Raw genomic sequence first — 2,791 nt, 5'->3', positions numbered from 1 at the left:
CACCATCGCACTACGAAGGATTCTTCTCATCATGGCTGCCTCCTTGATGGTTGGAAGATTCGCAGTTTTACGTGAAGATAGTTTGTGAATTCACATTTACACAGCGCTCCTCAGGCTGTCAAGAAGGTTTGGGGGCGGGATCAAACCCGAGGATTTTCTGGAGCGCATGAAGATCTTTTTCTGCCGGACAGGCGAAGTCCAGACTCCATTCCCACCACGATCCGGGATAGTTGCTGATCGTCGGGTAGCCGACCAGCTTGAGGATGAAATAGAGCCACGCCGATCGCACACCGCCGGTACAGTAGCAAATGACTTCCTGTCCACTTTGTATTCCCTTTGCCTCCAGCATCTCCTTGATCACGGATAGATCCTTGACGGTCGCATCTTTGTTCAAGAAGCCATTCCAGGCCACGTGTATGGCTGAGGGGATGTGGCCGGACCGTGGGAGACCGGACACCTCTTTCCCGAAATATTCTTCAACACTGCGGGCGTCCAGAATGGCCGTCTGGGGATGCGGCCCCCTGACGAGGCCTTTCAGGTCGTCCTTCAACGCGATCAAATCCGGCTGTAGTTGAACCGTGAAATTTCCCAATATTGGGGAGACCGGCCCATGCTCGAACGGCCGTTTCTCGGCTGTCCACTTCACCCAACCGCCATCCAAAATACGCAAGCGTTTGTGGCCCAGATATTCCAGCATCCAAAACATCCGCCCTTCATCGCCCCAATTGTCGAATGGATTGGAGTAGATCACGACGTCGCTCTCTTGATTCATCCCCAGTCGTCTCAAGGTACCTGCAATCTGGCTGAGGTCGGGGTTGAGCAATCCCTTCGGCGCGGCATTGGGATCACTGTACTCATGCCACGTCGAATGCACCGCTCCAGGAATGTGGCCGCCGAACTCGTATGCCGCCTTGCCCCTCACATCGATGACGACAAGATTCGGACGACGCAAGTGCTGCTGAAGCGTCTCGGTATCGATCAATAAAGGATGCTTCATGCTGTTTTCTTCCTTACTGCTGCAAAATGATTTGATTACCCATCACGGCTTTTCACGGCTTGCAACTGTTCGCAGCACACCCCGGCCAACCTTCATTCCACACGTCATGCATCCAACAGTGCCTTGATGTGGGCCTCCACAGAGGCGGCAAGGGCCTTCAGATTGTAGCCGCCTTCGAGAGAAGATAGGATGCGGTCTTTCGCATGGCGTTTGGCGACCCCGGCCACGATTTTTGTCAAATGGGCATATCCTGCTTCCGTCAAACCCATGCTGGCCAATGGGTCATCTCGGTGCGCATCGAATCCCGCTGAAATAATGATGAACTCCGGCTTGAACGCCTCGGCCGCCGGAACAAGCGATTTGAGGAAGACCTCGCGGTACGCTTCATCGCCCTCTCCCGCCTCCATCGGAACGTTGACAGTAAATCCAACCCCAGCTCCCTTGCCTCGTTCGGTGCCTCTGCCCGTCCCGGGATAGTGCGGATACTGATGTGTGCTAAAAAAAAGCACCGAAGGATCGTTTTCGAAACTGTGCTGCGTCCCATTCCCATGATGGACATCCCAATCGACGATCAGCACTCTGGTGACCCCGTATTTCTTTTGGACATAGCGCGCGGCGATGGCAACATTATTCAGGAGGCAGAAACCCATCGCGCGCTCCGCTTCGGCATGGTGACCAGGAGGCCGGACGGCACAGAACACATGATCCACTTGCCGGGCCATGATGGCATCGGCTGCCGCCAATGCGCCGCCTGCCGCCAGGTACGCGGCACTCAATGAGCCGGGCGACATCGAGGTATCGGCATCGAGCGAGACGCGGCCGCTCGTGGGCGCGTGGCGGTTCAGCGACCGTACATAACTCGGCGAATGGATCTGCGTAATCCATTCATCTTCGGCCTTGCGCGCCTCGATTTTCGGCATGCGGGCGATCGTACCGCTCTGTTCCAGCTGCTGCATGATCGCGCGCAGCCGGTTGGGGGACTCCGGATGCCCGGGTCCCATGTCATGCTCAAGATAGGCGGGATGATAGACGAGACCGGTATTTCCCATCAGATAACCATCGACATCCGTTCTTGCTCCTTACGCCGATCGCATGAAGCCGGATATCTGGTTCAGATTATCATGCAGAAAACTCCATAGACAATGTGTGTCAGCGCTGCTATCGTTTGCTCTTTAAAACAGGAGCGCACATGCCGAATCCAAGAATTGAGCCACTGAAGAAAGTCCTCGCCATGGATCCGAGCGACGACGTCGCCTAGTTCGGGTTGGGGAAAGCTTATATGGACGATGGGAACTTCGAAGAAGCCGCCAAATCATTGCGCCAGTGCGTGGCCGTTAAACCAACCTATTCAGCCGCCTATCTCGCCCTCGCTCAGTCACTCCAAAAACTGGGACGCCTGGATGAGTGCCGAACCGTCTGTGCCACAGGCATCGACGTATCGACAAAAAACGGCGATGCCATGGTCACAAAGAACCTCGAAGCGTTGAAGCTTTCGCTCCCATCGTGAAATCCGGCCCCTCACCCATTTCTCCTTTTTCTCTTCCGCCTTGGACCATTCGCGCTATGCGCCGGCACAAGCCCATTACATCGGCTAGTGATCGCATGCGGTTCGTCATCCGACTCGCGTTGACCAATGTCACGTCTAAGACCGGCGGACCTTTCGGCGCGGCAGTGTTCGAAGCCAAGACGGGACGACTCATCGCAGTCGGGGTCAACGTTGTCGAGCCCACCAACTGTTCACTGGCCCACGCCGAAATGGCGGCGCTTGCGAATGCACACCGCGCCTTGAAGCAT

General features: G+C 55.9%; 4 protein-coding genes. 2 read left to right on the top strand and 2 right to left on the bottom strand.

Translation table 11 applies throughout. The features are described from left to right. Window positions 1–118: 118 nt before the first annotated feature. Both ACOSYY_RS05135 and ACOSYY_RS05130 read right to left on the bottom strand, forming a co-directional pair. Window positions 119–997, bottom strand: coding sequence for a sulfurtransferase (locus ACOSYY_RS05135; protein WP_421661194.1), 879 nt, complete (start codon window positions 995–997; stop codon window positions 119–121). A gap of 104 nt (window positions 998–1,101) precedes the next feature. Next, a complete protein-coding gene (locus ACOSYY_RS05130; protein WP_421661193.1) occupies window positions 1,102–2,046 on the bottom strand; it encodes a histone deacetylase family protein in 945 nt (314 codons plus the stop codon). A 215-nt stretch (window positions 2,047–2,261) separates the two neighbouring features. Here ACOSYY_RS05130 and ACOSYY_RS05125 point away from each other — a divergent pair, with 215 nt between their 5' ends. Then, entirely contained in the window at window positions 2,262–2,504 is a 243-nt protein-coding gene (locus ACOSYY_RS05125; protein WP_421661192.1) for a tetratricopeptide repeat protein, read from the top strand. 95 nt (window positions 2,505–2,599) lie between these two features. Further along, on the top strand, window positions 2,600–2,791 hold a 192-nt coding region (locus ACOSYY_RS05120), incomplete at its 3' end, for a cytidine/deoxycytidylate deaminase family protein (RefSeq protein ID WP_526023282.1).

The organism is Nitrospira sp. BLG_2 (assembly GCF_049222245.1).
Note: the sequence above shows the minus strand (reverse complement) of the source record. Positions and strands in the feature narration are given on the sequence as shown.